The following is a 26,524-nucleotide window of genomic DNA, read 5'->3' as shown; positions in this document are numbered from 1 at the left end:
GCCGCTTTGACGCTCCGGCTGGCAAGCGCGCCCGGGGCTTCTAGAAGCCAGCGACCATGCGCCGAGCCGACCGTCTGTTCCAACTTGTCCAGCTGATCCGTGGCCGCCGCCTGAGCACGGCGACCTTTCTGTCGCAGCGCCTGGACGTGTCGGTGCGCACCGTCTACCGTGATATCGCCGACCTGCAGCACCAGGGCGTGCCGATAGAGGGCGAGGCCGGGGTCGGCTACCGTTTCGGTGCCGGGTTTGATTTGCCGCCGCTGATGTTCAGCGAAGACGAAGCCAGGGCTCTGGTGGCCGGTGTGCGGCTGGGCCAGACCTAGCTGGACCCGGCGCTGGCGCGTCAGGCCGAGCAGGCGCTGGGAAAAAGACTGTCGGTGCTGTCAGGTCCGACGCGCGCGGCGGCTGGGAGCCTGGCCCTGTACGCGCCGGCCTTCGCGCTTGATCCCGTCACGCAGCAAGGCCTGCAAACCCTGCGCGAGGCGGTGCAGGCGCGCCGCCTGCTGTGCATCCGCTACCGCGACGCGGCGGACCGGAGCAGTCAGCGCAGCATCCGGCCACTGGGCTGCTTTTTCTGGGGCAAGGTCTGGGCGCTGGGCGCCTGGTGCGAAGCCCGGCAGGCCTTCCGCAGTTTTCGGCTCGACCGCATCGAGGAGGGTGCTGCGCCTCGACGATGTTTTTCGCGATGAGGCGGGCAAGACGCTGGCCGACTTTCTGCGCCAGGCCGGCGCCGGCGGATCAGCGTCGGGCGGCTCAACAGCGAACGCTATTAAATAAATAAATAGCAATTAATGACCGTATTCATTGGATCTGAGCCCTGTTTCTCTGGATTTCAGGCGGCCAGCGCGGTTTCGATGTCTTTCGCCATGACGGCCGGTTTGTCCAGTGGCGCATAACGCTTGATGACGCGACCATCCTTGCCAACCAGGAACTTGGTGAAATTCCACTTGATGGCCTTGCTGCCCAGCAGGCCCGGCGCTTCGGCGGTCAGCCACTTGTACAGCGGATGGGCGGCGGGGCCGTTGACGTCGATCTTGGACATCATGGGAAAACTCACGCCGTAGTTGATTTGGCAGAAGCTGGCGATTTCGCTGTCCTGGCCCGGGTCCTGCGAGCCAAACTGGTTGCACGGAAAACCCAGCACTGCCAGGCCTTTGCCTCCATAGCTTTTGTACAGCGCTTCCAAACCGCCGAACTGCGGGGTAAAGCCACACGCACTGGCCGTGTTGACGACCAGCATCACCTTGCCCCTGAATTGGGCCATCGGGATGTCCTTGCCATCGATCTGGCGGGCGCTAAAGTCGTAGATGGTGGGGCTGGGGGTGCTCATGTCAAGGCTCCTGAAGTGATGGTTTGTTGGTTACTGTAAAGCGGTCCTGAATACCCCGGGTGACTCTGCTTCAAAGCCGCTGTACGGCGCCCGGCGGGAGTGGCCGGGCCGGCAGACTCTTGAAAACGGCTTGTGTGCTCAGCACTGCAGCCATGCGGCGCCTTCGCTGGAAAACGCAGCGCGGCGGTGACCCGTGCGCGCCAGCTCCAGCCAGTCCAGGCTTTGCACCTGCGCGCTGATGATGGCAAGGTGGTGCGGTGCCGGGCTGGCCGTTGGCAGCGGCACGCTTTCGCTGGTCAGGGGCAGGCAGGCCAGCTTTTCACCGGGCGCCCGCTCGCCCAGATAGTCGCCTGCGGTCCGGGAATTCCTGAGCTGCTCCCAGGCCTGCTCAACGGCGCTGCCGGTGGTCGCCACGCTGAGGGCACACCGCACGCGCAGTTGCCAGCTGCGTACCGGGTTCCAGAAAACCAGCATGCCGTGAGGCTGGCCCCTGATTTGCCCGACCTTGGGTGAGCGGGCGTCAGTGTAAAACGCCAGCGTCCTTAGCGCGGTATCGGCGTGGCGCAAGACAACCACCCGGCCCTCGGGTGCCTGCTGGTGGCTGGTCAAAAGGCAGGGGGTGCGCCAGAGGTGCCGGGGCTCCTGCACGGCGCAGGCCAGATCCTCCCAGATGGCCTGCTCGATGTCAGCCAGGATTTCAAGCGGGGGTGATGCGGGAGGGTCGGTGCTCACGGCCGTGATGCTCCGTCAACAGGCTTGCCTGCTCCCGCAGGCGCCATGGCGGCCAGCACAGCGGCCAGCACGATCAGGCTACCGCCCAGCAAAATACGCGGGCTGAACTCGGCCGCGCCAAGGGCGGCGGCGGAGCCGCTGGCAAACAGGATTTCGGTCAGCATTACGATGGCCGTGGTGGCGGCGTCCAGCCGCGCCGCGCCATAGAGCAGCGCGGTGTTGCCGGCCATGAACGCCAGCCCAAGACCGAGCAGCACCGGAATGCCCGCCGCCTGCAGCGCGGGCGCCGGAACCAGCTCCACCGACAGGCCGATCAGCGCCGCCGCCGCGGCGAGCAGGCCGCTGCCACCAAACATCGCCAGCATGCGCGAGCCGCCGGGCGTATGGCCATATTTGCGCAGCAAGGAATTGGTCACGGCAAAGCTGAGGCCGCCAAAAATGGCAAGCCAGTCGGCTGCACCCTGCGGTACTGGCCAGGCCGACCCTGGCGTTTTGAGGACCACCAGCACGCCCGCCATCGCCACCAGTAAGCGGAGCAGGGAAGCGGGTGAAGGTTTTTCACCCAGCAGCCACCACGCCACCAGCACCGACCAGGCGGGCATCAGGTAAAAGAGCAGCACCACACGCACCACGTCGCCCACGGTGACGGCCCAGTTGAAGCAGACATTCGTCAGCCCCGCCGCGGCGGCCAGCAGCCACAGTTGCGGCCAGGCCAGAAAGCCGCGCCAGGCATGGAACTGCACGACCAGCAGGCCGGTCACCACCATCAGGTACATCATCGCCGTCGCCCACAGCGGATGCAGGCCGTAGCCCTGCAATTGCCGGAACGGCCACCAGGAGACACCCCAGACCAGGGCATTGAAAACCAGCGCGGCCGCCGCCAGCGTGGCCGTGCGCGCTTTTGTGGCGCTGTTCACTGCCAGCCCCATCAGTGCGATTTATCACTGCGGGCGATGCTCAGCAAATGGTCAAGCGGCTCTTTGTACTTGATGGTGTTGCTCTGGTGCCAGCGCTGGATCAGCCACATGAAGCCGGCCACGACCAGGCCAAAGGCGGTAATGGCGCCAAAGGCCGACAGGCCCAGGCCGGTAGACAGGCTGTAGAACGCCCCCAGACTCAGAATGCAGGCCTGCTCGTTGAAGTTCTGCACGGCAATCGAGCGGCCGGCGCCCATCAGGTTGTGGCCGCGGTGCTGCAGCAGTGCATTCATCGGCACCACCAGAAAACCGCCCAGGCCGCCGAGCAGAATCAGGAAGGGCGCGGCGACCCAGACATTGCTGATGAAGTTCATCAGGATCACCAGCACGCCCATGGCAATGCCGAGCGGCATGACTCTGGTGGCCTGGTCCAGCCGCATGCGCATGGACGCCAGAATGGCGCCGGCCGCCGTGCCGATCGCCACCACGCCGACCAGCGACGAAGCTTGGGTCGTGCTGTAGCCCAGCGCCGCCGCGCTCCAGGCCAGCACGATGTAGCGCAGATTGCCCGAGACGCCCCAGAACAGCGTGGTCGTGGACAGCGATATCTGGCCCAGCTTGTCACGCCACAGCGCGGCGTTGCAGTTCCAGAAGTCGGGCAGCAATTCGAGCTTGTTGCGCGGCATGGGCCGCATCTCGACACCGGTGTCGGGGATGCGCAGGTTGAACCAGGCGGCAATGATGTAAAGCAGGATCAGCACTGAAATCGCCGCTTCCGGCGCTGTCGTGATGCCGGTGTCGATGAGCGGAAAGTCAAACGCCAGCAGCTGGCTGGACACCGCATGTCCCACCAACTGGCCGCCTAGCAGCACGCCCAGAATGATGGATGAAATCGTCAGCCCTTCAATCCAGCCGTTGGCCTTCACCAGCTGCGAGGCCGGCAGCAGCTCGGTCAGGATGCCGTACTTGGCGGGCGAATAGGCGGCCGCACCCAGGCCGACAATGGCGTAGGCCAGCAGGGGGTGCGAGCCAAACAGCATCATCAGGCAGCCGATGACCTTGATGGCGTTGCTCACGAACATGACATTGCCCTTGGGCCTTGCGTCAGCGTAGGCGCCGACAAAAGGCGCCAAAATGACGTAAAACAGCGCAAACATGGGCACCAGCGCCGCCGGTTGCCACTTGGGAGCGCCACTGGTTTTAAGCAGCTCCACGGCGGCTACAAACAGCGCGTTATCAGCCAGTGAGCTGAAAAACTGGGCTGCCATGATGGTATAAAAACCGCGCTTCATTAAACTTTTTTGATCACCGCAAAAAAACATCAGCTAATCTGATGCCGCAAAATAAAGGTGAATGTCTCCAGACGATTGCCGTTTATAGCATGGGCTCCGGTGTCAGAATCCGTAAATACCCCGAAGCAGCCCGTTAATCCGTGAGGTCTATCACGGCCCGCGCTGCTCCACCTACACCATTGCGCCATGCCCCGTCCCATTTTTGCCACCGTTCACCCCGCAGCGCTTGGCCACAACCTTGCCCGCGTGCGCGCCGCCACGCCCGACGCGCGCGTCTGGGCCATCGTCAAGGCCAACGCCTACGGCCACGGCATCGAGCGTGTTTTTGACGCGCTGCGCAGCGCCGACGGCTTTGCCCTGCTGGACCTGGCCGAAGCCCAGCGCTTGCGAGCGCTCGACTGGCGCGGCCCCATCCTGCTGCTCGAAGGCTGCTTCGAGGCGCGCGACCTTGAGCTGTGTTCGCGCCTTGGCCTGTGGCACGCCATCCATTGCAATGAGCAGATTGACATGCTCGCGGCCCACAAGACGCAGCTGCCGCACCGGGTATTCCTCAAGATGAACACCGGCATGAACCGGCTGGGCTTCACGCCCGAACGCTTTCGTGCCGCCTGGATTCGCCTCAACGCCCTGCCGCAGGTTGAAGAGATCTCGCTGATGCAGCATTTCCCGGATGCCGACGGCCCGAAAGGCATCAGCGCGCACCTCCGGGCCTTTGATGCCGTGACACACGATCTGCCCGGAGAGCGAACGCTGAGCAACAGCGCCGCCATGCTGCGCCACGGCCGGGAGCTGGCGGGGCGCTCGGACTGGGTCCGGCCCGGCATCGTGCTGTACGGCAGCGCGCCTGACTTTCCCGAACACAGCGCGCAGGACTGGGACCTGAAGCCGACGATGACGCTGAGCTCCCGAATCATCGGCATGCAGCATCTGCTGGCCGGTGACACCGTCGGTTACGGCTCCAGCTTTGTTGCGGAAGGCCCGCTGCGCATCGGTGTCGTCGCCTGTGGCTATGCAGATGGCTATCCGCGTCACTGCATTACCGGCACGCCGGTGCTGGTCAATGGCGTGAAAACGCGTATGGTGGGTCGCGTCAGCATGGACATGATCACGGTAGACCTGTCGCCGGTGCCGGGCGCCGGCATGGGCAGCGAGGTCACGCTCTGGGGCTGCGCATCGACCGGCGCTGTGCTGCCGATTGACGACGTCGCGCGGTCCGCCGGCACGGTGGGTTATGAGCTGATGTGCGCGGTGGCGCCGCGCGTGCCCTTCATGCCCCTGGCCGGCACCTTGGGCTGATGATCTTCCTCATCGCGGCGTAATTTTCGCGCCGGTAAGTTTTTCCTGCGCCGTGACGAGCGCCGGAACATACTTTGCGCCCTGGCCCAGCGCGCTGGCCGTCACCAGGCTCTGATGCACGGCCTCACCCACCAGGGCGGGAACCTTCACTTCTTCGGCCAGATGGGTGTAGTAGCGCAAGTCCTTGCGGGCGTTGTCGAGTTCAAACCGTATGCCTTCGAAGTTGCCGTCCAGCGTCTTGGCCATGGCCTGAAACAACCCGGAATTCACCGCGCCGGCTGTAATTACCTCGACCAGCTTCCTGGGCTCGATGCCGGCCAGGGCGCCAACCGCAAAGGCTTCGGCCGTCGCCGTGCAAATCGCCTGCCCGATGAAGTTGTTCAGCAGCTTGATCACATGACCAGCACCCGGGCCGCCGACGTGAAAGATGTTTTCGCAGTAGGCCGCCAGCACCGGCGCTATTCTGTCAAACACCGCCTGTTCGGCACCCACCATCGTGTTGAGTTTTCCCAGCTCGGCTTCGGTCGGGGTACGCGCCAGCGGCGCATCGACCAGCGTCACGCTTCGCCCGGCGCATAGCGCTGCCAGGCGGCGCGTGGATTCGGGCTCGCTGGTCGAGGTGTCTATCACGATGAGCCCGGCGCGGGCTCCGGATAATACGCCCTGCGGGCTTGAGAGGACCTGTTCAACCTGGGGCGATCCGGTCACGCAGATGATGACCGCGTCGCAGGCGCCCAGCTCGGCCGGGCCGGTGACCTGCCTGGCACCGGCTGCCAGCAGATCTGCCACCCGTTCGCTGTTGCGATGAATGCTCAGGCTGACATCAAAGCCCTTGCGCTGCAGGTTGCGTGCAATGCCGTGGCCCATCAGGCCCGATGCACCGATGATTCCAATATGTTTCATGAAAGGGGTCCTTTGGAAAAGCGTCAGCACTCACGTTAATAGAGTCCGTGCACCTGCGCCTTGAGCCGCGCCAGGCCCAGCAGGGCATCGGTAAACGGTGTGGCTGCGCCGGTGAGCTGGCCCAGCTCGCGCACGGCGGCCACCAGGGCATCAAGTTCCAGCGCCTTGCCGGCTTCCACGTCCTGCAGCATCGAGGTCTTGAAGGCGCCGAGCTTGAGCGTGATCTGGTGCCGGTCTTCCGGCCGCTGCTCGATCCTGATGCCGATGCGCGCGCCGATTTCCTTGGCCTCAAGCATCACGCTGGAGATAAAACCGCGCACCAGCTCGTCCGCCATGATGAGGTCCGTGGTGGCGCCGGTCAGGGCGCTGATCGGGTTGACCGTCATGTTGCCCCAGAGCTTGAACCAGATGTCTTTCTGGATCTGGTCGGACACCGGCACTTCAAAACCCGCCTTTTCGAGCAGGCTGGCCAGCTGTTGCACCCGGGCGGTTTTCCCGCCCGAGGGCTCGCCCAGGATCAGGGTGTTGCCAAAGTGATGTTGCACCAGCCCGGGTTCTTCCTGCGAGCAGCTGGCATGCACCACGCAGCCGAGGATCGGCGCGGCCGGTATGGCTCTGGCCAGTTCGCCGTCCGGGTCTACAGAGATCAGGCGCTGGTCCGCCAGCGCGCCGCCAAAACCCTGCAAAAACCACCACGGCACACCGTTCATGGCGGTCATCACGAGCGTATTCGGGCCGAGCAGCGGCGCAATCTGCTGAACCACTTCGGGCAGCGATGGTGCCTTGACGGCCAGCACCACCAGATCCTGCACGCTGAACTCCGCCGGGGAGGCGCTGGAGGCCACCGCCTGCGACGTGACCCGACCATTCTGCTGCAGGCGCAGGCCGTGCAGCTGCAGCGCGTCCAGCGTCGCGCCGCGCGCCACGACGCTGACGCTGCAGCCCGCCCGGGCCAATCCGCTGCCGATCCAGCCGCCAATGGCGCCCGCGCCGTAAATACAGACTTTCATGGTGATCCTTTTCGCTGCTCTGGCGCGCTCATGCCCGGTCGGGCAGAACGCAGTTCTTGAGATGCCTTGAAACGCCTGAAAAAACCACGAAGAGAGCCAACCAGCCGACCGGCCAGTCAAAGTGGCCGGGTCGGTGACTTGCATTCTTCAACAACAATCAATCCACCCTGAACTTCCGGCTCAACCTTCGGGCGTAAAGCCAATCGCCTTGACGAGCGGGCCCCAGAGTTCCGTGTCAGCTTTGAGCATGGCCGCCAGCTGGCCCGGCGATGTGGGCATGACCTCAAGGTAAGACCCCGCCAGCCCATCGATCACGTCTTGCGCGGCAAGTGCACTGCGAATGGCGGCGTTCAGGCGTTGCAACACATCTTGCGGCGCCTTGGCGGGCATGAAAAAACCAAACCACTCGGTGAACGCCATGTCCTTGAACCCCTGTTCCTGCAGGGTGGGGGTGCCGGGCGTGAACTTGCCGCGCCTGGGCCCGCTGGTGGACAGCAGGCGGCACTTGCCCGCCGCAACGTGCTGGGTGAACTCGCCGGTGGGGCCGGACACGGCGGCGATCTGGCCGCCAATCATGTCGAGCACGGCAGGCTGCGTGCCGCGGAAGGCAATATGGCGCAGGTCAACATTCCCGGCTTTGCCCAGCAAGGCGCCGATGAAATGGGGCGACGAGCCCGCAGCGGGAGAACCAAAGTTGGCCAGGTTCGGGTTGGCCCTGCACCAGGCCAGGAATTCCGGAACGGTTTTAATGCTGGCAGGCACCATCGGGCCGACCGCGAAGCCGTAATCGAACATCGCCGCGCACGACACCGGCGTCAGGTCAGCGACCGGGTCGTAAGGCAGCTTTTTATAGGTGTGCGGATAAATGCCCAGCATCGACATCGGTGTCAGCAGCAGGGTCGCGCCGTCGGGCAGCGCATTCTTGACGAACTGTACGGCAATCTGCCCGCCGGCACCGGTCTTGTTTTCTACCACGGAGTTTTTTGCATAGCCCGGGTGCAGCTTGTCAGCCACGCGGCGGGACACCGTATCAGCCGTGCCGCCGGGCGCAAAACCGGCAACGATTTTGGTGTTTTCCAGTGACGGCAGTGTCTGCGCCAGGGCATATCGGCCGATGCTTGCCAGCAGGGTGGCTGCGCCGGTGGACTGAATGATGTGGCGGCGTGAAATGCGCATCGGGGTTTCCTTGTCTGTCGCGGGTTGATGGGTTTTTTTGACTAAACGAATGCGGGCGCGGCCAGCCCCGAAATCATTCTGTATTGTGTCAGCAAGTCTGTGTTTTGTGCGGCCTCGCGCAAGTCCTTTGCGCGGTGCCGCGCGCTGGCTCCGGCCGGCTCCGGCGGCATGAATTTTCAGTGCAGCTGTTTTTTTATCCAGTAACATGGACCTATGGCGAAAGACAAAACAATCTACACCTGCACCGAGTGCGGCGGCATCAGCCCCAAGTGGCTGGGCAAATGCCCGCACTGCAATGCCTGGAACACGCTGATCGAATCGGCCGCCGAGAGCGCCGCCGGCAAAAACCGCTACAGCCCGCAATTCCAGTCACTGGCCAAGGCCTCGGAGGTCATCGCGCTGGCCGACATCGAAGCCACCGACATGACACGTACCCCTACCGGCCACGAGGAGCTCGACCGCGTGCTGGGCGGCGGCATTGTCGAAGGCGGCGTGGTGCTGATCGGCGGTGACCCGGGTATCGGCAAATCGACGCTGCTGCTGCAGGCGCTCGACTCGCTGCAGCGCGCCGGCCAGAACACGTTGTATGTCACCGGTGAAGAAAGCGGCGCGCAGGTCGCGTTGCGTGCCCGCCGGCTCGGGCTGGACGGCTCGCGGGTCCTGGTGATGGCCGAAATCCAGCTCGACAAAATTCTCGCCACGCTGCAAGCCACGCGACCCGCCATTGCCGTCATCGACTCGATCCAGACGGTCTATTCCGACCAGCTCACTTCGGCCCCCGGCTCGGTGGCGCAAGTGCGCGAATGCGCCGCCCACCTGACGCGCGCGGCCAAGGCCAGCGGCGTGTGCATCGTGCTGGTCGGTCATGTGACCAAGGAAGGTGCGTTGGCCGGCCCGCGCGTGCTGGAGCACATGGTGGACACCGTGCTTTATTTTGAGGGCGACACGCATTCGAGCTTCCGGCTGGTGCGCGCCATCAAGAACCGTTTTGGCGCGGTCAATGAAATCGGTGTGTTTGCCATGACCGAAAAAGGTCTGAAGGGGGTCAGCAACCCCAGCGCCATTTTCCTGAGCCAGCACAGCGAGCCGGTGCCCGGCAGCTGCGTCATGGTCACGCTGGAGGGCACACGCCCCTTGCTGGTCGAGATTCAGGCGCTGGTCGACAGCGGCGGACCTTCGCCAAGGCGGCTGAGCGTGGGTCTGGACAAAGACCGCCTTGCCATGCTGCTGGCCGTGCTGCACCGCCACGCCGGCGTCGCCTGCATGGACCAAGACGTGTTTGTCAATGCCGTGGGCGGCGTGCGCATCAGCGAGCCGGCCGCCGATCTGGCGGTGATGCTGGCGATTGCTTCCAGCCTGCGCGGCAAGCCGCTGCCCAAGGGCTTTCTGGCCTTTGGCGAGGTCGGCCTGGCCGGCGAAGTGCGGCCTGCGCCGCGCGGCCAGGAGCGGCTGAAGGAGGCGGCCAAGCTGGGTTTCAGCGTCGCGGTGGTACCCAAGGCCAATGCGCCGAAAAAACCGGTTGAGGGCCTGACGATTCATGCCGTGGAGCGCATCGAGGAAGCGCTGGAAGTGGTGCGCAGCTTGAGCTGAGTTGGTAACCTGTCGGTTGGGGTCCGGCGCACGGCACCCCGTGAAACTCGCGATCATTTCAGACCTTCACGGCAATTTGCCGGCCCTGTGCGGCACTCAATGGCGGCAAGTACTGGCCTTGCTTGCGCTGCCTGCCGGGCAAATCGACCGGGCCAGCAGCGACTTGGCGTACTGGCTTAAAACCGTGGTGCCCGGCTTTGCGCAGGGCCACGGTCCGGGCATGCGCGCCGCCTGACGGGTTTCACGCAGCATGTCTGCTATTAAAAAAATAGCAATAAGTAACCGTACTCTATGGACCTGGATGTTAAATTGCCTGAAGCATTGAAAAAATTCCAGTTTTAGGTTGTCTACGCACTCCCCGCAATCGGCGATCCAGCCCGGGCTGCGAAAATAGCGGTATGAACTATCAGAAAATTCTTATTCCGCTGGGCGGCGTGGCGGCAACGGTGCTGGCTTACCGCTATTACGGCTGGGCTGGCATAGCGGCCGTGGCCACCGGCCTGGTGATGTGGATGCTGCTGCATTTCACCCGCCTGATGCAGGTGCTCAAGCGCGCGGCCAACCGGCCGATCGGCTATGTGGACAGTGCCGTCATGCTCAACGCCAAGCTCAAACCCGGGTTGAGCTTGCTGCATGTGGTCGCCATGACCCGCGCGCTGGGCAAGCTCCAGTCGGACAAGGACGTGCAGCCCGAGGTGTTTCGATGGACCGATGGAAGCGAGTCCCATGTGACCTGCACTTTTGCCGGCGGCAAGCTGGCGCATCATGCGCTTTTCAGGCCGCCTGAAAGCGGGTTGCCGCCCACGCCGTAAAATCCGCGGTTAGGGTTTTTTGCAAGGCCTGCCCAGGCGATTGACACGGCTGGGCACGACGCTGGCTTACCCTCATTGCACGACCACACTCATTCACCACAGGATCAGCATCATGTCCCCAGTAGCACCCTCCATGGCAGACCGCGACGGAAAAATCTGGATGGACGGCCAGATGGTTGAGTGGCGCGACGCCAAAATCCATGTGCTGAGCCATACCCTGCATTACGGCTGCGGCGCGTTTGAAGGTGTGCGCGCCTACAAGATGGCCGACGGCAGCACGGCGATTTTCCGGCTCGAAGAGCACACCGAGCGGCTGTTCAACAGCGCCAAGATCCTGCGCATGAAAATTCCCTTTACCCCGCAACAGGTGATGGATGCGCAAATCGCCGTGGTGCGTGAAAACCATCTGGAGAGCGGCTACATCCGCCCACTGACCTGGATCGGCTCGGAAAAACTCGGCGTCAGCCCCAAGGGCAACACCATCCACCTGATGGTGGCAGCCTGGACTTGGGGCGCCTATCTGGGCGAAGAGGGCATGAAGCGCGGCATTCGCGTGAAGACCAGCAGTTTCACGCGCCACCACGTCAACATCACGATGATTCACGCCAAGGCCGTGAGCAACTACACCAACTCGATCCTGGCCAACATGGAAGCCACCGACGAAGGCTACGACGAGGCGCTGCTGCTTGACCCGCAAGGCTTTGCCTCGGAAGGTGCGGGCGAGAACCTGTTCGTCGTGCGCAAGGGCGTGGTCTACACACCGGACTCCAGCGCCGGCGCACTGAACGGCATCACGCGCAACACCATCTTCAGCATCTGCGAGGATTTGGGCATAACCATCAAGGAAAAGCCGATTACCCGCGATGAAATCTACATTGCAGACGAGGCATTTTTCTCGGGTACGGCCGCTGAGGTGACCCCCATCCGCGAGCTGGACCGCATCGAGATCGGCAGCGGCTCACGCGGTCCCATCACCGAAAAAATTCAGACCGCCTTCTTTGACATCGTCAACGGCCGCAATCCCAAGTACGCGTCCTGGCTGACCAAGGTTTGAACATGAGCACATCTTCCACCATCGAACTACTGGCCACCGACCTCAATGCCCAGGGCGGCGTGTATTGCCCCAATCCCAAAGCTGACATGAAGCTGTGGAACAGCCACCCCAAGGTTTACCTTGACGTGGCGCGGGCAGGCGAAGCCAAATGTCCCTACTGCGGCACGCTGTACCGGCTCAAGGCGGGTGAGCACTTTGGCGCAAGCCACTGAAATTGCGGCGAGTTCCGGTCCGGACTGAGCTTGCCAAAGTCCGGGTTTTCCCGAACCTTGCACTAGCAGCGCAGCATTCCACAAGTCCGGGGTGAACGGAATTTATGCAGAGTAGCCAGGCCAACTCCCTCGTCATCGCACCGCAGTGGATCGGTGACGCTGTAATGACCGAGCCGCTGCTGCGCCACCTGCACGCGCGCGGCGAGCGCCTCACCGTCGGGGCCCTGCCCTGGGTGGCGCCGGTCTACCGCGCCATGCCGCAGGTAGCCGAAGTGATTGAATTTCCATTTGCCCATGGCGGCCTGCAATTCAGGGCACGCCGCGCCATCGCCCAGCGTATGGCAGGCCGGTTCGACAAAGCCTATGTGCTGCCCAATTCGCTGAAAAGCGCGCTGCTTCCGTTTCTAGCCAGCATTCCCCAGCGCATCGGCTACCTTGGCGAAGCGCGCGTCGGCTTGCTCACGCACCGGCTCAAAAACCCGAAAAACAAACCACCCATGGTGGCGTTTTATTCGGCCCTGAGCGGCGAGGGCGATTTGCCGGGCGACCGGCCTGAACTACAGATTGCGGCAGCGCAAATCGGCGCAACGCTGCATGAGTTCGGTCTGCAGCAAGGCGGCTATGTCGTCTTTGCGCCGGGCGCAGAATTCGGCCCGGCAAAGCGCTGGCCGGCCCGCCACTTTGCAGAACTCGCCGCCAGCCTGGATTTGCCGGTGGTGCTGCTCGGCTCCGGCAAGGAAGCGGCCCTGTGCGACGAAATTGCCGGGCCGGTCAATGTCGCGCAGCCAGACAAATGCCTCAACCTGGCCGGCAAAACCTCGCTGCCACAGGCGCTGGCACTGATTGCCGCCAGCCGCAGCAGCGTCAGCAACGATTCCGGCCTGATGCACGTCGCTGCCGCCCTGGGTGTGCCGCAGGTGGCGATTTTCGGTTCGTCCAGCCCGCTGCATACACCGCCGCTGAACGACAAGGCGACGGTGCTCTGGCTGAAAACCGACCCCGCCTATCAACCGCCGCTGGACTGCGCGCCCTGCTTTGAGCGCGAATGCCCGCTTGGCCACACGCGTTGCCTGAACGACATCAGCGCGGAGCGGGTGTTGCGGGCGCTTTAAGGGAGTGCAGGGGAAAGGATCTGCGGTCTGGGCCGAACGCACGCGGATTAGCCACTGCAAAGCCGCTGACGGCATGGCGTGTGACGTCACCGGTGAATTGAATGGCAACGGACGACTTTGCGAGTGCCATTTTAACGAGCCGTAACGAAGGCCGCGCCAAGCAATTTCGGCGCTCGGGCGCTTCGTCGGTTGAAAGCGCCAGGCGTAGGAGCAGCTCAGCGAAAAACCTGTTAGCTCGAATGCCCGCTCGGCCCCACGAGCCGCCTGAACGACATCCGCCAGCCGCGTGTTTACGGCGCTTGAATTTAGTTGATCCAGCCAACCCGGCCCGCGGTCTCAAGCCGGAAAAGCGGAGAGGGGCGCAAAGCCGGCTTTTCCCTCGGCTGGTGTACGCGCCACGTTCATGACCCAGCAGACCATCACGAAATAACCCACCAGGCTGGTGAGCTCGACCACGCCCTGCTCGCCCAGCGATGCTACCGCCTCGGCGTAAGTGGTGTCGCAACAGCCGTTTTGCTGCAGCAACTCTGACGTGAAAGCGAGCACCACGGCTTCGTCTGCGGCCATGTTTCGCGGCTGCCGGCCCTCGGCAATGGCGTCGAGCGTGGACTGCAGCACGCCCGCCTTGAGTGCCTGCGGCGCATGCATCAGCCACTCAAACTGGTTGCACACCTGCCGGGCAACCCGGCACATCACCAGTTCGCGCAGCCGCACCTCCAGCATGCTTTCAAAACGCAGGTATTCGCCGACCTTGCCGATCCGGTCCATCAGCTCGGGGCTGCGCAGCAGCGCAATAAAAGGGCCAAACACGGCCTTGCGAGGCCCGGCAATCAGCGCGTTGGCGGCATCACGCTGCATCGGCGACATGGCTTGCGGTGGCAGCAAGGGCATGCGCTCGGCGCCAAGGCTGGAAAAGCCCTGGGGAACGTTGGCGGCGGGCGGGCGGGGGTCTGTGCTGGTCATGCTGGCTCCTGGTGATTTGCAAAGACTTTGAGGGTAGCAAACCGGCTCGCGCGCATCGCCGGCCCAGCCGGATAAAGCGACAAAACCGGATGCTATTTTCTGCGGCAGGCAACTACCGGCTGCGGGCATTGATCCGGCCATCACCCGCCGATCGCGGGCAGCGGTTTTTCGGGCACCCGGCCTGTGTCGTCGGAGCCGGGTCAGGGCGGCTACCGGACCGGTGGCCGCAAATCAGGTGTTGGTTTACTCGACTGGATTACGCGCCTCGGGCGGTATCAGATGCAGCAAGCGGAGCGGATCAAAATACAGCAGGCAGCCAATCTTTCGTCAGTCTTGGTGATCGTCAGCGCATGTTTCCGGTATGACCCAGAGAATAACGGCCAGGCTGAGGCCAAACAGTGAGGCCATGGGGCTCCTGGCCGACCTTGATAGAGTCAACTTTTCCTGAGGCCGTGTCGAAGCGGTAGACCATGTCATCAAACCGGCCAGACAGCCAGAGCCATTTTCCGTCATTGCTCACATTTCCCATATCGGGGCTGCCACCGCCGGGGACCGTCCAATTGGCGACCACTTTGTTGCTTGAGAAGTCGATAACGGTGACACTTCCTGGCCCTTTGCGTTTGCCATGAATGTTGTGTGAGCCCCGATTGGCGACATAGAGGGATTTGGCGTCGCGACTGGGGTACAAGCCATGCGCTGCAACACCGGTGGCAACAAAACCGACTTCCTTGAAGGTTTCGCCGTCGATCAGGTGAACGCCGTCCGACTCCATATCGGCTACATAGAACAATTTTCCGTTGGGCGATATCCGTATGTCTTGCGGCATGCCCTTGCTTGCCGTGCAAATCTCTGTTTCCAGTGGGTTGGGGGAGGTGACGGTGTCCTTGAAGCGTGTTTTGGGAAGAACCAGCTTCAAATAGCCGGTCACGCTTTTGTTAACCAGATCAATTTTGGCAATGCTGCCTTCGAACTCACAGGTGAAGATCGCATAGCGGCCATCAATTGAAAAATCCCCATGATTGATTCCCCCGCATTTGGGTACTTCAATGGAATACTGCAATTTCAGGGTTTTGGGATCCCTGAAGTCCAGGCGATGCTTGGCTTCGGCCACAACAATTGCTGACTGGCCATCCGGACTGAAGTACATGTTGTAGGGGTCGTCTACCGGCACGGCCTTGCCGGGCTTGCCGGTGCGCGGATCAACTGGCGTCAGACTTCCGTCGTTTCCCCGTTCGGCATTGTTGGCAACCCAGAGCGTTCGCAGATCCCAGGACGGCACGATGTGCTGGGGCGCACGGCCGACTTTGAAGCGGTCAACCACCTTCAAAGTCGTGGGGTCGATCACGGAAACATCGTTCGAACGCAGATTGGGGACGTACACCCGCTCCAGATCGTCCTTGACCACCGGGTTGAACTGGTCAGCCCTGGTTTCGCTGTACAGATTGTCCGGATCAGCCACTGGCGGCATGCCGGCAATCGTCTTGACGACCGGCTTTGACGTTGTCGCGGCATTGGTCGCGGCAGAAATAGGGGTGAAGAGCACCGGGATCAGCAGTGATCCGGCTGCGATGGCAGAGATGATTTTCAAATGGGGTTTCACGAACGGATGACCTAAAAAATTTAGCGGATGCCGCGTTGCCTGATGGCTTCCTGAATGGCCTGGACTGATTTTTCGACAATGATCTGGACGCCGATTTGTCCCAGCTCGGCCGACGATCTTCTTGGATCTCCGTAGACGCCGTCGGCAGGACCGGTTTTTGCGCCTTCAGCCAGCAAATCCGGGCGCACCAGGGACTTGTCAATGGCCATGGTCAACGAGGTGTCGGACAGCCCGGCGTGCAGCCCGATCTCCGCATCGGAAAATCCCTTGCTTTTCAGCACCTTCGTGAAAGGCGCCTGGGCCGCAGCGTAGTAGGCGGTCAGGCCGTAGGCGCGGTATCGGGTGTCAGCCGCCCATTCCTTGTTGATCTTCTCGGCGGCACGCGTTTCGTTTTTCTGGTATCCCCCATGATCGCCGAGGAAAACGACATCATGAAAGCCATGCTGCTTGAAACTTCTGGCGGTCGATTCGAGGATGCTTTCAAACGTGGCCTCGGGGATTGACATCGTTCCGGTAAACCGCATGTGGGCAACGGGAGGAGAAATAGCCCCTTCCGGAACGTAGGCAAGGACTGGGGCCACCACGGCGTTTCCAAGGCGTTGGGCAATCTGGGCCGCCAGAAATTTAGCCCGTACGTTGTGTTTGCCTAAAGCCATGTGGGGACCGTTCTGTTCGGTGCCACCGATCGGAATCAGCACGGTGGTCGCGCCATTGGCAATTTTTTCCCGCAATTCGAATGACGTCAGTTCTTCGATGAAGACACTGCCCGGTTGGGCGGCGGCGGTCGCGGCCATGGAACATGCCGTCAAGGCAAGGCAAACAGTCGCCTTGGGAAAAAATTCAAAAAGATGGGGCATTCTGACTCTCATGAAGGGAATTGTGCGCCAGCCGGGTTGGCCCAGCGTTGCGCCAGGGCGAAACGGGTTTGATCAGGATCAGTCAATGTTCAATCAAACAGCATGCTTGCTGACCGGATCATTCCGTGCCGGACCACGCGCTGCAGGCCGCGCAGGCATAAAACGGGTTCAGGCGCCCAGTGGCAACTCAACAATAAACGAGGCACCACCGCCCGGCCGGGCTTCGCAGCGCACGCTTCCGCCGTGCCGCTCGCTGATGGATTTGACCAGCGCCAGCCCCAGGCCCACGCCGCCTTCCTGTTCGCTGGCGCCCGGCAGGCGGTAAAACGGCTCGAAAATACGCTCGCGCTGGGCGGCCGGCACGCCGGGGCCGCGATCATGCACCTTGATGACAGCACGCTGCTGGCCGCCGGCGCCGATTTGTGTCAGTTCCAGGCTGATGTCGCCGCGGCTGTAACGCCTGGCGTTTTCCAGCAGGTTGCGAATCAGCCGGCGCAGCAGTCGCGCCGAGCCTTGCACCGTCAGGCTGTGGCTGGTGCTGGCAGTGCCCGTTCCGGTCGCCAGATCGGCCTCCAGCTCGGCATTGACGCGCGAACATTCCTCGGCCGCCAGCCCGGTAAGGTCGACTGTTTCAAAGGGTTCGGCGTCGGCTTGCCTGGCGTCCAGGCGGCTGGCCAGCAGGATTTCATCAATCAGCTGGTCCAGCTCGGTGATGCTGCGCGAAATCTCGAGGCGCTGGGGCGATGACGCGTCCAGGTTCATCAGCTCCAAGCTCATGCGGATGCGCGCCAGCGGCGAGCGCAACTCGTGCGAAGCATTGGCCAGCAGTGACTTGTGTGAGTCCATCAGGGTCTCGATGCGCTCGGCGGCATGGTTGAAACGTTCGGCCAGAAAAGCCACTTCGTCGCTGCCCTCGGTGTTGACGCGCGCCGACAGGTCGCCAGCGCCCCAGCGCTCGACCCCGCGCTGCAGGGCTTCCAGCCGCAGCGTCAGGCGGCGCATCACCGGGTAAGCGCCCAGCGCCACGGCAAGACCCACCAGGCCCAGCATCCAGCTGAAGCCAAAGCCGAACGGCAGCCGCATCCACTGGTTCCCGGGGGCGCGCTGGGGCCGGGGCAGCAACAGGTTCAGGGTCTGGCCGTCGGTGGTCACCAGATCGAACTCGATGTCTTCGCCGAGTTTGCGGTCGGGCTTGGTTTGTGCCGTGCCGATGACCTCGCCAGAGGCGTTGTGAACCAGCACCTCACGGATCGGCAGCTGAGGCAGATCCGCGCTCAGATGCCAAGCGGCGCCAACCAGAAAAGTCAGCACGATGACGGTGGCCACCACGGCGAGCCAGATGCGCACATACAGGTGCGAGGTAAAACGGGTCCACATGATGGGATGCTATAAATCCAATCTTCGGGCGCATGGCAACGCGGGGCGCGAACGAAAATCCAGCGTTCGGCGGTGCTCCGAATTCTCATTCACCAAAGTGGATTCCGGTGTCCTGCGTCCCGGGCGCCTTGCCCTGCGTCCCGACACCTGAATTTCTTGAAACCGCATGACAACCGCGCTTTGATCAGTCTTGCTGCTTGGCAAAGACGTAACCCACACCGCGCACCGTCAGGATGCGTTTCGGATCTTTGGCGTCTGTTTCGATGGCGCTGCGGATGCGGCCCATGTGCACGTCGATGGAACGGTCAAATGCCTCAAGCTCGCGGCCGCGAACGGCTTCCATGATCTGGTCGCGGCTCAGCACTCTGCCGGCGCGCTCGGCCAAGGCCACCAGCAGGTCAAACTGGTAAGACGTCAGCTCACACAGGTTACCGGCGACAGTGACGGCTCTGGCATCGCGATCGATTTCCAGTGAGCCGAAGCGCATCACCTTGTGGCCGTTGCCGGCAGTGCCGCCACTCGCCTCACCGCCGCGGCGCAGCACGGCGCGGATACGCGCCAGCAATTCGCGCGGCTCAAACGGTTTGGGCAGGTAATCGTCAGCGCCAATTTCCAGCCCGACGATGCGGTCCATCGGATCGCCCTTGGCCGTCAACATCAGCACGGCGGTATGGGGCGACTCGCTGCCCTGGCCCTTAATGCGGCGGCACACTTCGAGCCCGTCCATGTCGGGCAGCATCAAATCCAGGATGACCAGATCCGGCGGGCTTTCGTGGAGCGCAGCCAAGCCGCTGGTGCCAGTCGCCGCATGGGTAAAACCATAGCCCGACTGCCGCAGATACTCACCCACCATGGTCGCCAGACGGGTGTCGTCTTCTATCATCAGCAGCTGTTGGGTCATGGGCAAGTCCTCGGTTGAAGCAGTGTCCGCTGGCAACGACCACTGCAATGGCATCGATGGTGGGCGCAGCGCAACAATTGCGCTTGAAGCGGCCGTAAAGATAGGTAAATCGCCGGTGCTTGTCAGGCACACACGCTGGCAGCAGAGTTTTTCCTTGTTTGAATCTTGCTATAAAAACAAGAGCTAATAATGCCGATTCTTACTGGACATCAGCCGTTTTTGTCCTTGAAGCGAGCCATACCAGCAGCAATACCGGCAAACCCAGCAAGGCGGTGGCGGTGAAGAAGTTACTGTAACCAAAAGCATCGACATAACGCCCCGAATAGCCCGCCAGCGCCTTGGGTAAAAGCAGCATCATGGAGCTGAAAAGCGCGTATTGGGTGGCCGAATAGTTGACGTTGGTCAGGCTCGACAGGTAGGCGATGAAGGCCGCCGAGGCAATGCCGCTTGAGAGGTTGTCGGCCGAAATCACGAAGATCAACGAGGTCACATCATGGCCGCGCGTGCCCAGCCAGGCAAACAGCAGGTTGCTGCCGGCGCTCAGGATGGCACCCAGCATCAATACCTTCATCACGCCAAAGCGCATGGCCAGACCGCCGCCGACAAAGGCGCCAACCAGGGTCATGATGACGCCGTAAATCTTGGTCACTGTCGCCACTTCGTCCTTGGAGTAGCCCATGTCCACGTAAAACGGGTTGGCCATGATGCCCATGACGACATCGCTGATGCGGTAAATCGCGATCAGCGCCAGAATCAGCAGGGCCTGCTTGCCGTAGCGCCGCAGAAAATCGGCAAACGGGTCCACCAGCGCGCCCCTGAACCACTCCGCCGCGTTTTTGCTGGGCGGCAGTTCGCGGCGCTGGGGCTCGGGCGAACACAGCACGGTCACCACGCCCAGCATCATCGACGCGGCCATCACCAGGTAAGCGGTTTGCCAGGCGCCATGCTGGTAGCTGCTCACGCCGACGATTTCAGCGCGCGCGGCAATCCACAGCGCACCAGCGCCAGCCCAGATCATCGCGATACGGTAGCCGGTCTGGTAGGCTGCGGCGAGCGCGGCCTGTCGCTTGATATCGGCCGATTCGATCCGGTAGGCGTCCAGCGCGATGTCCTGCGTTGCCGAACCAAAGGCAACTGCCAGCGCACACCACACCACCGGCAGCAGGGCCAGCTTGGGGTCGGTCAGCGCCATGCACACCAGCGCCGTGATGATGGTTGCCTGCGACAGCAGCAACCAGCTGCGGCGCCGCCCTAGCCAGCGCGTGAGCAGCGGGATCGGCAGCCGGTCGACCAGCGGCGCCCAGACCCATTTGAAGCCGTAAGCCAGCCCGACCCAGCTCAGATAGCCAATCGTGGTGCGGTCAATACCGGCCTCACGCAGCCAGAAGCTGAGCGTGCCAAACACCAGCAGCAAGGGCAGCCCAGCCGAAAAACCGAGCAGCAACATGCGCAAGGTGGCGGCCTCGGAATAGACCTGCCAGACCTCGCGCCAGCCGGGTTTTGGGGTGCCGGCCGCGGCTGCTTTCGGTGCGCCGGCAAGGGTCGAATTGGACGGACTGGCGGCAAGGGTGGAAAAGGTTTTGTCTGGCATGGGAAATTCGATTTGTGGCTATTATTCACCCATGTGCTACTTATGCGATGTCAAACACTCTGCCTGGCTCGGCCGCCGGGGTTTTTTGCTGGCCGCTGCCGGCGCCACGGCCGCTGCGGTCAGCCCGCCCTTGCTGGCGCAGGTCAATGTGGGACCCCCTTCGGGTTTGCGCAGCCTTGTGCCGGTTGATGAAATAGAAGGCGCGGCGACGCAGGAATACAGCAAGCTGCTGGCTGAAGCCCGCGCCAAGGGCGCGCTCGCGCCGCCGGGCAACCCGCAGCTCCATCGGCTGCAAAAGATCGGCCTGCGGCTGGTGCCTTTCGCCGCGCAATGGAATGATCGTTCCCGGCAATGGCGTTGGGAGTTGAACCTGATCAGCAGCAAGGAGATCAACGCGTTTTGCATGCCGGGTGGAAAAGTAGCCGTTTACACCGGCATCGTCGATCAGCTCAAGCTCACCGATGACGAAATGGCCATGGTCATGGGCCACGAAATGGCCCATGCGCTGCGCGAGCATGCGCGTGCCCGCATCGCCAAGAGCCAGGGCACCGGGACCTTGCTCTCGTTCGGTGCGCAGCTGCTCGGACTGGGGCAACTGGGCGACGTTGCGGCCAGCGTTGGCACGCAGTTGCTCACGCTGCGTTTCAGCCGGGAAGATGAAACCGATGCCGATCTGGTCGGGCTGGAGCTGGCCGCGCGCGCCGGCTACAACCCCCAGGCTTCGGTCAGCCTCTGGCAAAAAATGGCACAGGCCGGCGGTGGCGCGGGTGGCCCGGGCTTTCTTTCCACCCATCCTTCGGGCCCTCAGCGCATTCAGCAGCTGCAGGCCAACGTGCCCAAGGTTCAGGGCCTCTACGAGCGCGCGCGCGTCTAGGGGCGCTGCCCTTAGACGCGCCTGCACCACGGCATGAACCATACTGTCGCAGCGCCCGCTTTTACGTCGTGCAGCAGGGCCAGCCGCAGCGCCCGCCGGGCCCGAAATAACGGGTCTTGACGAGAGCGGCTGAAATCTCCAGGCAGAGCGCGGTTTCATCGACACTCGGCTCTTGCAGTGCCCGCCACCTGAACAGGCGCCGGTGATGAGTCCGCATCAGCGGCTCAAGGCTGACAGGTTGCCGGCGGCGACCGGCAGCGCCAGCGTGTCCTGCGCCGTCGGGGCCGGGGCTGTGGGCGTCAGGGTTCGCCTGTATTCACCTCAGGTGGGCCAGTCTTGCTTCATTGGATGGCGCGGGCGCCAGAAAAATGACAACCACCTTGCCGGAGTTGCCTGCAGGGACTGATCACCTTTTCCGGTCGAGGGTGCCCGGCGCGCTGTACCATGAGGTCGCCGGTTGCCAATGTGCAAGGCCGTCCGCACCCGCACTATGCCCATGAAACTGAATATTCTGTCTGACCTGCACCTGAGTTGCGGCCCGCTCGAAATTCCCCGGACCGGCGCCGATGTGATCATTCTGGCCGGCGACATTGCCAGGCCGCAGGACGCCGTCACCTGGGCTGGAGGCTTTGATAAGCCAGTGCTTTATGTACCCGGCAACCACGAGTTCTACGATGGCAGCCTGTCCGGCACCGTGGGTGAACTCAAGCGGCTGTGCGCCGGCACCGGTATCCATGTGCTGGATTGCGACGAGATCATCATCCAAGGTGTGCGGTTTCTGGGAGCCACCTTGTGGACCGATTTCGGGCTCTTTGGTCAGGGCGCGCGGCGGGCGCAGGCGATGCAGCAGGCTCAAGCCTTCATGCACGACTTCCAGAAAATCCATGTCAGCGATTTGCCCGGCCAGATATTTACGCCGGATGATTGCGCGGCGCTTTGCCTGGCGCAGGCCCGCTGGCTCGAAGACCGGCTGGCGCAGGCGCACGCGGGGCCGACCGTGGTCGTAACCCACCACTCGCCTTCGCTTCAAAGCGTGCATCCGCGATTTGCCGATTCGCTGCTGAATGCGTGTTTTGTGTCTGATCTGGATCGACTGGCGGACGCGGGCCGCGCGCAGCTCTGGATACACGGCCACACGCACGACAGTTTTGACTATTTTGTCAACGGGACGCGGGTGGTCTGCAATCCCCGCGGCTATTCACGGCAAGGGGTCAATGAGAACCCCTCTTTTGACAGCCATTTGCTGGTGGAAGTTGTTCTGCAGGAGCCAACGATATGAGTAGCCCATGGTTTTCGAAAGCGCTTGGAGACGGCGTCTGGGCTTACAGCAAGACGGACCAGATCAAGGATCTGTTTGAGCCGCTGTATGTGCTGGCGGGACGGCCGCTGGACATGGCGGTCTTTACCCGGCATGAGTCGGAAGGGCGATTGCACTGCGAAGTGATCGCTTATTTTTCTCCGGCGGCCGCTACCGTGGCGCATGTGCTGCATGCACAGCCTTGCGAAAGGCCTTCACGCGGCGAACTCGACCTGCTGGCCGGCGAGCGGGGTTGTTGGCCCGTTCTTTTCCATGAAAATGAGTAAAAACCGCTTCTTGTTCATTGTTTATCGCTATAACGTGCTACTTATTTAATAGTAATACGGTAACGAGCCATCCAGGTTCGGGCCGGGGTTGGAATCGCCGGTTTCTGTTTTGGCCCGGTCAGGCGACCGGGTGCAGGTTGGAGAGCTTGTTGGCCAAGAAGAAACGCAGCATCTCCTGCGTGGCGTCCGGGCCACTCGCATCCGTGTAAGAGCCCCGGGCGCTGCCGCCAGACCAGGCGTGGCCGGCACCATGCACGGCCCAATGCTCGGCCCGCAAGCGACCGCCCGCTTCGCGGTAGACGCGCCGTGTGTAATGGCGACCGTTCGGGCTGCGCGCCTGCTGCAGTTCGGGCGCTGCAGCGCCTGCGCTGGCTGCGGCGACATGTTCGCCATTGACCGGATGCACGGTGCTGTCCTGATCGCCGTGGAAGACGATGGTAGGCGGCGCCTGAGCCGCTGATGAACTGGCGCTGCCGCCACTTTTCATCACGCTGAGCGCCTGCTGGACATTGATGGCCGACCCGGCGGGCAGGCCCGAGTGCACACCGACCGCCGCGAACAGATCCGGGTAAGCCGCGCCAAGGATGGCCGCCATGGCGCCACCGGCGGAAAGCCCGGCCACGTAAACGCGCTGCGGATCGATGTTGTGCTGCTTCATTACCTCGCGCGTCATGCCTGCCAGGATTGCCGGCTCGCCGCGGCCGCGCTTCTGGTGGTTGTGCTTGAACCAGTTCCAGCAACGTGAAGGATTTGCGCTTTGTGCCTGGGCCGGGTAAAGCACAAAAAAACCGTGCTTGAGCGCTGCTTCATTCATGCCGGTGCCCAGTGCGAAATCGTCGGGGTTCTGCGTGCAGCCATGCAGCATCACGACCAGCGGCAGCGCTTGGCTGCTGGCTGCCGGGGGAATGTAGAGTTTGTATTCGCGCGCGCCGGACGCCTCCTGGTGGCTGCCCGCAATAAACCGGCCGCCGGCGGACGGCGGTTGAGCCGACGTCCCCGTTTCGCGTTCAAGCTCGCGTGCCGGCACATCAATGACCCAGCTGTCGCGGGTGGCGGCGCTGGCGGCCGAGGTCGTCGAGGCGGCGTCAGCGAGGGCCGCCTGGATTGCCGCGGTAGCCGCCTGCAGATTGCCGCCCTGGGTCAGGCGTGTGGCTTCGGAGATCAGGCTTTGAAAAGAGGGGGTCATGGAATTCCTTGGTTGCGTTCAGCGGATACGGTTGGAAAGTGCAGCCTTCACTGCCGGGCTGGCGTGCAGCGCGCCCAGCACGACCACCGAGTCAATGGCGGCCAGCGCCAGCTCGGGGCTGACGTCGAGCGCGATGCTGGCCAGGCCGAGCACACGAATCTGCAGCGCCTCGCCCGACGCCTGCACGGCGCGCAGCTCGTCGGCGCTGAAATGCTGAATGCCCAGCACCAGCGTCTTGCGCGCCACGACCTGCTTCACCACGTCGGCGTGGCTGGCCAGGTGGCTGCGGATGGCGGTCCGAATCAGGTCGCTGCGGTTGGCGTAAAAGCCTTCCTGGACCAGCAGATCGATCTTGCCGAGATCGACATACCCCAGATTGATGGTGAGTTTTTCGTCAGCCGGTTTGGCGGCATTGACGGGTTTTATGCTTTTTGACATAAAAAACATCTTAGCACCATCCGTGTGGATGTTTATTATTGGTAATAATTTTTTGTGCCAGCGAATTTCTCTTGCTTCGGCGCATGCCTGGCGCGTGGCTAAACCGGTTAACCGTGCCCTGCGTCAGGGCGGAAGGTCGCCGCGCCATGAATTTGCGACACAGCGCACAATTGCGACCATGAAAGTACCCCCAAGATTGCAATCCCTCGTTGAAGAAGGCCTGATCGACAGCGTGGTCCGCCAGCTCATGAGCGGCAAGGAAGCCATGGTCTACGTGGTGCGCTGCGGTGATGAGACGCGCTGCGCCAAGATTTACAAAGAGGCCAGCCAGCGCAGCTTTCGACAGGCAGTGGACTACACCGAAAACCGCAAGGTCAAGAACACCCGCCAGGCCAGAGCCATGGCCAAGGGCACGAAATTTGGCCGGCAGGCGAGCGAGGCTGCATGGCAAAGCGCCGAGGTCGACGCGCTGTATCGCCTGGCTGATGCCGGCGTGCGCGTGCCCAAACCGCATAATTTCTGCGACGGCGTGTTGCTGATGGAACTGGTGACCGACGAGCATGGCGACGCCGCACCGAGGCTGAACGATGTCGCGTTCACGCCCGGGCAGGCACGCGCGCACCATGCGACCTTGTTAACCGAGGTGATTCGCATGTTGTGCGCCGGCGTGGTGCACGGCGATCTTTCTGAATTCAACATCCTGCTGGCCGCCGACGGACCGGTCATCATCGACTTGCCGCAGGCGGTGGATGCCGCCGGCAACAATCACGCCAACCGCATGCTGCTGCGCGACGTTGCCAACCTGCGCCATTTCTTTGGCCAGTTTGCGCCCGATCTGCTGCAGATTGACTATGGCCACGAGATGTGGGACTTGTACCAGCGCGGCGTGCTCTACCCCGACACGGTATTGACCGGCCGCTTCCAGCGCAAGAGCGGGCCGGTCGATGTGGGTGGCGTGCTGCGCGAGATTGACGATGCCAACGCGCAAGAGGCGGCGCGGCGTGTGCGTATGAATGCCGCTGGCTGAGGGCTGAGGGGCCAGGCCGGCGCACTGCGTTGCGCCTGAAGAGCCGGCACGCGGGCATGCGATCTGTCCGGCCGAGGAAGATGAAGTGCCAGGACTTGTCCAGCAGGTAAAAGCCATCGGTGATGCTTTCCGGCGTGGTGACGAGCAGTGTCTTTTATATGAAGGCGTGCTCCTTTGCGTCCTTTTGCGCCAAGATGGCTGAAATGCCCCTGCAGACCCGTTCGTGATGCGTTGTAATGTTGTTGACCGGCTTCCTGGCCGTTGTCAGAGCAAGCCTTCGTATTCAATTGTCAACGGTGCATGGTCGCTGAAGCGTTGCGCCTTGTAAATGTCGGCCGATCGGGCGCGAGCGGCGACAGCCGGGGTGGCAAGGTGGTAGTCCAGCCGCCAGCCAACGTTTTTGGCATAGGCCTGGCCGCGGTTGCTCCACCAGGTGTAGGCTTCGGCGGTGGTGGCGGGGTGCAGCTGGCGGTACACGTCGACCATGCCGCCCCCCTTTGGCGTTGGGCCGGCGCCCTGAATCAGTTCATCGGCGGCTTCGTTGGCCAGCTCGGCATCACGCAGCAATTGGCTCATCCAAGCGCGCTCTTCAGGTAAAAAGCCGCTGTTCTTGCGGTTGCCCTTGTAGTTTTTCAGGTCGATTTCCTGGTGCGCGATATTGATGTCGCCGCAGAGCACGAAGTCACGTGT

General features: G+C 62.6%; 28 protein-coding genes and 1 pseudogene. 13 read left to right on the top strand and 16 right to left on the bottom strand.

What is annotated here, in order from left to right:
* Positions 1-56 precede the first annotated feature (56 nt).
* Positions 57-777, top strand: a pseudogene (locus HHJ19_RS07825) (YafY family protein).
* A gap of 55 nt (positions 778-832) precedes the next feature.
* On the opposite strand, the gene HHJ19_RS07820 reads toward HHJ19_RS07825, so the two are convergent.
* The 4 genes from HHJ19_RS07820 to lplT form a co-directional block, all read right to left on the bottom strand.
* Positions 833-1,330 (bottom strand): glutathione peroxidase, encoded by a 498-nt coding sequence (locus HHJ19_RS07820; protein WP_296905616.1) that lies wholly within the window; start codon positions 1,328-1,330, stop codon positions 833-835.
* A gap of 138 nt (positions 1,331-1,468) precedes the next feature.
* Positions 1,469-2,062 carry a pyridoxamine 5'-phosphate oxidase family protein gene (locus tag HHJ19_RS07815; protein WP_296905614.1) on the bottom strand — a complete coding sequence of 198 codons (594 nt, stop codon included), beginning with the start codon at positions 2,060-2,062 and terminating at the stop codon, positions 1,469-1,471.
* Positions 2,059-2,991: a DMT family transporter gene (locus HHJ19_RS07810; protein ID WP_296905612.1), complete on the bottom strand. Its 933-nt coding sequence runs from the start codon at positions 2,989-2,991 to the stop codon at positions 2,059-2,061. Before HHJ19_RS07810 ends, HHJ19_RS07815 begins: the two co-directional genes overlap by 4 nt.
* Positions 2,991-4,271 carry a lysophospholipid transporter LplT gene (gene lplT, locus HHJ19_RS07805; RefSeq protein ID WP_296905610.1) on the bottom strand — a complete coding sequence of 427 codons (1,281 nt, stop codon included), beginning with the start codon at positions 4,269-4,271 and terminating at the stop codon, positions 2,991-2,993. Before lplT ends, HHJ19_RS07810 begins: the two co-directional genes overlap by 1 nt.
* Positions 4,272-4,457: 186 nt before the next feature.
* Here lplT and alr point away from each other — a divergent pair, with 186 nt between their 5' ends.
* The gene (gene alr / locus HHJ19_RS07800; protein ID WP_296905608.1) at positions 4,458-5,567 is read left to right on the top strand and encodes an alanine racemase; all 1,110 of its coding nucleotides are present in this window, start codon (positions 4,458-4,460) and stop codon (positions 5,565-5,567) included.
* 9 nt (positions 5,568-5,576) lie between these two features.
* Here the strand turns inward: alr and HHJ19_RS07795 are convergent, their stop codons facing one another.
* The 3 genes from HHJ19_RS07795 to HHJ19_RS07785 all read right to left on the bottom strand — a co-directional run bounded on the left by HHJ19_RS07795 (position 5,577) and on the right by HHJ19_RS07785 (position 8,656).
* The gene (locus HHJ19_RS07795; RefSeq protein ID WP_296905607.1) at positions 5,577-6,470 is read right to left on the bottom strand and encodes an NAD(P)-dependent oxidoreductase; all 894 of its coding nucleotides are present in this window, start codon (positions 6,468-6,470) and stop codon (positions 5,577-5,579) included.
* A 35-nt stretch (positions 6,471-6,505) separates the two neighbouring features.
* Positions 6,506-7,480, bottom strand: coding sequence for a 2-dehydropantoate 2-reductase (locus HHJ19_RS07790; RefSeq protein ID WP_296905605.1), 975 nt, complete (start codon positions 7,478-7,480; stop codon positions 6,506-6,508).
* 180 nt (positions 7,481-7,660) lie between these two features.
* Entirely contained in the window at positions 7,661-8,656 is a 996-nt protein-coding gene (locus tag HHJ19_RS07785) for a Bug family tripartite tricarboxylate transporter substrate binding protein (RefSeq protein WP_296905603.1), read from the bottom strand.
* A 213-nt stretch (positions 8,657-8,869) separates the two neighbouring features.
* Between HHJ19_RS07785 and radA the strand changes: the two genes are divergently transcribed.
* The 6 genes from radA to waaF all read left to right on the top strand — a co-directional run bounded on the left by radA (position 8,870) and on the right by waaF (position 13,436).
* Positions 8,870-10,246 (top strand): DNA repair protein RadA, encoded by a 1,377-nt coding sequence (gene radA / locus HHJ19_RS07780; RefSeq protein ID WP_296905601.1) that lies wholly within the window; start codon positions 8,870-8,872, stop codon positions 10,244-10,246.
* A gap of 40 nt (positions 10,247-10,286) precedes the next feature.
* Entirely contained in the window at positions 10,287-10,481 is a 195-nt protein-coding gene (locus tag HHJ19_RS07775; protein WP_296905599.1) for a hypothetical protein, read from the top strand.
* A 163-nt stretch (positions 10,482-10,644) separates the two neighbouring features.
* Entirely contained in the window at positions 10,645-11,058 is a 414-nt protein-coding gene (locus tag HHJ19_RS07770) for a glycerate kinase (protein ID WP_296905597.1), read from the top strand.
* Between the two features lie 112 nt (positions 11,059-11,170).
* Positions 11,171-12,112, top strand: coding sequence for a branched-chain amino acid transaminase (locus HHJ19_RS07765; RefSeq protein ID WP_296905595.1), 942 nt, complete (start codon positions 11,171-11,173; stop codon positions 12,110-12,112).
* Positions 12,113-12,114: 2 nt separating this feature from the next.
* Entirely contained in the window at positions 12,115-12,324 is a 210-nt protein-coding gene (locus tag HHJ19_RS07760) for a zinc-finger domain-containing protein (protein ID WP_296905593.1), read from the top strand.
* Positions 12,325-12,428: 104 nt separating this feature from the next.
* Entirely contained in the window at positions 12,429-13,436 is a 1,008-nt protein-coding gene (gene waaF, locus HHJ19_RS07755) for a lipopolysaccharide heptosyltransferase II (protein WP_296905591.1), read from the top strand.
* 336 nt (positions 13,437-13,772) lie between these two features.
* Here the strand turns inward: waaF and HHJ19_RS07750 are convergent, their stop codons facing one another.
* The 6 genes from HHJ19_RS07750 to HHJ19_RS07725 all read right to left on the bottom strand — a co-directional run bounded on the left by HHJ19_RS07750 (position 13,773) and on the right by HHJ19_RS07725 (position 20,725).
* Positions 13,773-14,399 carry a carboxymuconolactone decarboxylase family protein gene (locus tag HHJ19_RS07750; protein WP_296905589.1) on the bottom strand — a complete coding sequence of 209 codons (627 nt, stop codon included), beginning with the start codon at positions 14,397-14,399 and terminating at the stop codon, positions 13,773-13,775.
* Positions 14,400-14,742: 343 nt separating this feature from the next.
* Positions 14,743-15,867 carry a YncE family protein gene (locus HHJ19_RS07745; protein WP_296905617.1) on the bottom strand — a complete coding sequence of 375 codons (1,125 nt, stop codon included), beginning with the start codon at positions 15,865-15,867 and terminating at the stop codon, positions 14,743-14,745.
* 152 nt (positions 15,868-16,019) lie between these two features.
* Positions 16,020-16,856, bottom strand: a complete 837-nt coding sequence (locus HHJ19_RS07740) for a creatininase family protein (RefSeq protein ID WP_296905587.1) — start codon at positions 16,854-16,856, stop codon at positions 16,020-16,022.
* Positions 16,857-17,024: 168 nt separating this feature from the next.
* Positions 17,025-18,233 carry an ATP-binding protein gene (locus HHJ19_RS07735; protein ID WP_296905585.1) on the bottom strand — a complete coding sequence of 403 codons (1,209 nt, stop codon included), beginning with the start codon at positions 18,231-18,233 and terminating at the stop codon, positions 17,025-17,027.
* A 184-nt stretch (positions 18,234-18,417) separates the two neighbouring features.
* Positions 18,418-19,134 carry a response regulator transcription factor gene (locus HHJ19_RS07730; protein ID WP_296905583.1) on the bottom strand — a complete coding sequence of 239 codons (717 nt, stop codon included), beginning with the start codon at positions 19,132-19,134 and terminating at the stop codon, positions 18,418-18,420.
* A 199-nt stretch (positions 19,135-19,333) separates the two neighbouring features.
* On the bottom strand, positions 19,334-20,725 hold the full coding sequence (locus tag HHJ19_RS07725; protein WP_296905582.1) for an MFS transporter: 1,392 nt from the start codon (positions 20,723-20,725) through the stop codon (positions 19,334-19,336).
* Between the two features lie 31 nt (positions 20,726-20,756).
* On the opposite strand from HHJ19_RS07725, the gene HHJ19_RS07720 reads away from it, so the two are divergent.
* The 4 genes from HHJ19_RS07720 to HHJ19_RS07705 all read left to right on the top strand — a co-directional run bounded on the left by HHJ19_RS07720 (position 20,757) and on the right by HHJ19_RS07705 (position 23,183).
* A complete protein-coding gene (locus tag HHJ19_RS07720) occupies positions 20,757-21,599 on the top strand; it encodes a M48 family metallopeptidase (RefSeq protein ID WP_296905580.1) in 843 nt (280 codons plus the stop codon).
* A 205-nt stretch (positions 21,600-21,804) separates the two neighbouring features.
* The gene (locus HHJ19_RS07715; RefSeq protein WP_296905578.1) at positions 21,805-22,005 is read left to right on the top strand and encodes a hypothetical protein; all 201 of its coding nucleotides are present in this window, start codon (positions 21,805-21,807) and stop codon (positions 22,003-22,005) included.
* Between the two features lie 90 nt (positions 22,006-22,095).
* Complete coding sequence (locus tag HHJ19_RS07710) at positions 22,096-22,878, top strand: metallophosphoesterase (RefSeq protein ID WP_296905577.1); 783 nt, start codon at positions 22,096-22,098, stop codon at positions 22,876-22,878.
* A complete protein-coding gene (locus HHJ19_RS07705) occupies positions 22,875-23,183 on the top strand; it encodes a hypothetical protein (RefSeq protein WP_296905575.1) in 309 nt (102 codons plus the stop codon). Before HHJ19_RS07710 ends, HHJ19_RS07705 begins: the two co-directional genes overlap by 4 nt.
* A gap of 118 nt (positions 23,184-23,301) precedes the next feature.
* Here HHJ19_RS07705 and HHJ19_RS07700 read toward each other — a convergent pair whose 3' ends face one another.
* Positions 23,302-24,369: a PHB depolymerase family esterase gene (locus tag HHJ19_RS07700; RefSeq protein ID WP_296905573.1), complete on the bottom strand. Its 1,068-nt coding sequence runs from the start codon at positions 24,367-24,369 to the stop codon at positions 23,302-23,304.
* Positions 24,370-24,387: 18 nt separating this feature from the next.
* Positions 24,388-24,807: a CopG family transcriptional regulator gene (locus tag HHJ19_RS07695; RefSeq protein WP_296905571.1), complete on the bottom strand. Its 420-nt coding sequence runs from the start codon at positions 24,805-24,807 to the stop codon at positions 24,388-24,390.
* 178 nt (positions 24,808-24,985) lie between these two features.
* On the opposite strand from HHJ19_RS07695, the gene HHJ19_RS07690 reads away from it, so the two are divergent.
* Entirely contained in the window at positions 24,986-25,834 is an 849-nt protein-coding gene (locus HHJ19_RS07690; protein ID WP_296905570.1) for a PA4780 family RIO1-like protein kinase, read from the top strand.
* A gap of 264 nt (positions 25,835-26,098) precedes the next feature.
* Here HHJ19_RS07690 and HHJ19_RS07685 read toward each other — a convergent pair.
* Positions 26,099-26,524: endonuclease/exonuclease/phosphatase family protein (locus HHJ19_RS07685; RefSeq protein WP_296905568.1), on the bottom strand; the 426-nt coding region annotated here is incomplete at its 5' end.

This window comes from Polaromonas sp. (assembly GCF_012927415.1).
GTDB lineage: Bacteria > Pseudomonadota > Gammaproteobacteria > Burkholderiales > Burkholderiaceae_C > Polaromonas.
The sequence above is the reverse complement of the archived record's forward strand: the minus strand, read 5'-3'. Positions and strand labels throughout refer to the sequence as shown.